This window comes from Vibrio sp. AND4 (genome assembly GCF_000171815.1).
GTDB lineage: Bacteria > Pseudomonadota > Gammaproteobacteria > Enterobacterales > Vibrionaceae > Vibrio.
Genome location: NZ_ABGR01000072.1, coordinates 1 through 3,072 on the forward strand (window position 1 = coordinate 1; position 3,072 = coordinate 3,072).

3 protein-coding genes are annotated in these 3,072 nt (G+C 45.2%); 2 read left to right on the top strand and 1 reads right to left on the bottom strand.

Annotation, left to right across the window (positions count from 1 at the left end):
• Positions 1-90 precede the first annotated feature (90 nt).
• Entirely contained in the window at positions 91-873 is a 783-nt protein-coding gene (nudC, locus tag AND4_RS18510; protein ID WP_009844512.1) for an NAD(+) diphosphatase, read from the top strand.
• A 259-nt stretch (positions 874-1,132) separates the two neighbouring features.
• Positions 1,133-2,200, top strand: coding sequence for a uroporphyrinogen decarboxylase (hemE, locus tag AND4_RS18515; RefSeq protein WP_009844513.1), 1,068 nt, complete (start codon positions 1,133-1,135; stop codon positions 2,198-2,200).
• A gap of 219 nt (positions 2,201-2,419) precedes the next feature.
• Here hemE and AND4_RS18520 read toward each other — a convergent pair whose 3' ends face one another.
• Complete coding sequence (locus tag AND4_RS18520) at positions 2,420-2,992, bottom strand: uracil-DNA glycosylase family protein (RefSeq protein WP_009844514.1); 573 nt, start codon at positions 2,990-2,992, stop codon at positions 2,420-2,422.
• Positions 2,993-3,072: the final 80 nt, after the last annotated feature.

The following is a 3,072-nucleotide window of genomic DNA, read 5'->3' on the forward strand; positions in this document are numbered from 1 at the left end:
TTTATAGTTGCAAAATTGGCAAACGACAAACTCTGGTATGAAATTAGATTGCCAGTAAAATGAATGAACTTCAAGTAAAGGGACGCTGTAATGTTAAGAAAAGGTGAAGTTAACCGTACGAAAAATGCCCATTGGTGTATTGTTTTGGGAAGTGATGTTTGGCTGGTGGATGGTGCTATTCCTTTTGGGAGCGCAGAGCAATTGTCATTACCTGAAGGCAGTGCAAGGCAGATTGGTGAGTACCAAGGGGCTCCGGTCATGTGGCTCAACCTGTCGGATTTAGACGACGATTTACAGCTGGTTTCTCTGCGTGATTGTTTGCATTTTCCAGAAGCGCTTTTCTTGCTGATCAGCAAGGCGATTCAATATGGTCACATGACTCAAAGCTTACGTTTTTGCCCTCAATGCGGGGGGCGCAACTTCCTCAATAACAATCAGCTAGCGATGCAATGTGCTGAGTGCCGTACTTTGCATTATCCGCGTATCTTCCCTTGCATCATTGTCGCAGTACGCAAAGACAAACAGATTCTGTTGGCACAGCACCCTCGCCATCGAAATGGTATGTACACTGTGATTGCGGGATTCTTGGAGGTAGGGGAAACTTTAGAGCAGTGTGTGGCTCGTGAAATATACGAAGAAACGGGTATACGTGTGAAAAATATTCGTTATTTTGGTAGCCAACCGTGGGCGTTTCCATCCAGTATGATGGTTGCCTTTCTGGCCGATTTTGACTCTGGTGAATTGAATCCTGACTACACTGAACTGTCTGATGCACAATGGTTTGATGTTAATGAGCTGCCGCTTGTCGCACCAAAAGGAACAATTGCACGAGCGCTTATTGAGAAAACGCGAATAGATATTAATTCTAATTAATTGAAAATTAGATAAAAAAACCCTCCGAGATGGAGGGGTAAGTAAGATGTCATTATGAGATGCTGAGTACCTAGTACTCATTTTATAATTGTAATTTTCGCTAGCGACACACTTTTAACACTGGTACTGATTGGGTGCAAATTAAGCACCGATTTGAGAGTTAATAACTTGATCCAGATTGCAAAGCACACAGCTATTAGTCTTAAATCAGTGATAGAATACCTACTTTCAAAGAAAGCCTAACAATTGGAATTACGGAATGACTGAATTAAAAAATGATCGTTATCTGCGCGCTCTTCTCAAAGAGCCTGTCGATTACACGCCGGTATGGATGATGCGTCAGGCAGGTCGTTACTTACCGGAATACAAGGCCACTCGTGCGCAAGCGGGTGACTTCATGTCTCTGTGTAAGAACGCAGAATTAGCGTCAGAAGTAACGCTTCAACCACTACGTCGTTTTCCTCTTGATGCCGCGATCTTGTTCTCTGATATCCTCACTATCCCTGATGCAATGGGCTTAGAGCTTCGTTTTGCTGCAGGTGAAGGTCCGGTTTTCGATAAACCAATCACGTGCAAAGCTGACGTAGAAAAGATCGGTTTGCCAGATCCTGAAGGTGAACTGCAATACGTCATGAACGCAGTACGTCAAATCCGCAAAGATTTGAATGGTGACGTTCCACTGATAGGTTTCTCTGGCAGCCCATGGACACTCGCGACCTACATGGTTGAAGGCGGCAGCTCGAAAGCGTTCACTAAGATCAAGAAGATGATGTACGCAGAACCACAAACTCTGCACTTGCTTCTGGACAAGCTAGCGGACAGTGTTATCGAGTATCTCAACGCGCAAATTAAAGCGGGTGCACAATCTGTGATGGTATTTGATACATGGGGTGGGGTACTGACACCTCGTGATTACAATCTGTTTTCACTGCAATACATGCACAAGATTGTAGATGGCCTGATCCGTGAAAATGACGGTCGTCGCGTACCAGTGACATTGTTCACTAAGAACGGTGGCATGTGGCTTGAGCAAATCGCCGCAACAGGCTGTGATGCGGTCGGCCTAGACTGGACGATCAACATCGCAGACGCAAAAGCGCGTATCGGCGATAAAGTGGCTCTACAAGGTAATATGGACCCATCAATGCTTTATGCTTCACCAGAGCGTATCCGTGAAGAAGTCGCGGGTATTTTAGAAGGCTTTGGCGATACAGGCACTGGTCACGTGTTCAACCTCGGCCACGGAATCCACTTGGATGTACCACCAGAAAACGCGGGCGTATTTGTGGAAGCGGTACACGAGTTATCTAAGCCTTACCACAAGTAAATTCGACTTTTTGAAATCAAATACCGGCAATCCGTGCCGGTATTTTTTTATCTGAAACTCAAGGCTGTACAGCTCTGGTCGCATTTGGTCTACCATGATCTAATTACTATTCTAGCTGTACGTTAGATATTAAAGATTAATATAAACAGTAAGTTATGGTTGTGGGTTTGTGTTCTCATTTTCTTGTACAGATAAGAGAGCAATTAGAACATGGGTAGCCTAAAGCATCGAATGAACACGCTTTTTAAGGTATGGCACGACATCAGATTCAAACCAAGGATTCTTCTTTAACCACAGCGTATTGCGTGGAGAAGGGTGAGGAAGCGGAATAAAGTCAGGCTCCCAGTCCTGCCATTGCTGAACAGTTTGTGTGAGTGTCTTTGGTTTGTTGGTGAGATAGTACTGTTGTGAGTACTGACCAATCAGTAGCGTCAGCTCTATATTGGGCAGTAGATCTAGAATCTTTTTGTGCCAAGCGGGCGCGCATTCTTTACGAGGCGGCAAATCGCCTGAGTTTCCTTTGCCGGGATAGCAGAAGCCCATCGGGATTATGGCAATTTTGTTTGGGTTGTAGAAAACGTCTTTGTCGATATCGAGCCATTGACGTAACCGATCGCCGCTTGGGTCATTCCAAGGTATCGAGGTTTTATGAACGCGCGTCCCCGGGGCTTGTCCGATAATTAGGACGCGTGCGTCTTTTGCGGCTTGTACGACTGGGTTTGCACCCAAAGGTAAATCATCTGCGCAGATCTGGCAGGCTCGTACTTGCTCTAGCAATATTTCTAAAGACATAAGATGGTTAATATCCTTTCTCGAAATCGACCTGATGATGAAGAGAGAAACCGTCTCGCCAACTCAAGTAGTTGTCCGCA

Bases quoted from the DNA above. Each gene is read 5' to 3' on its own strand.
- AND4_RS18520 (WP_009844514.1), bottom strand. From the start codon at position 2,992: ATGTCTTTAGAAATATTGCTAGAGCAAGTACGAGCCTGCCAGATCTGC.
- hemE (WP_009844513.1), top strand. From the start codon at position 1,133: ATGACTGAATTAAAAAATGATCGTTATCTGCGCGCTCTTCTCAAAGAG.
- nudC (WP_009844512.1), top strand. From the start codon at position 91: ATGTTAAGAAAAGGTGAAGTTAACCGTACGAAAAATGCCCATTGGTGT.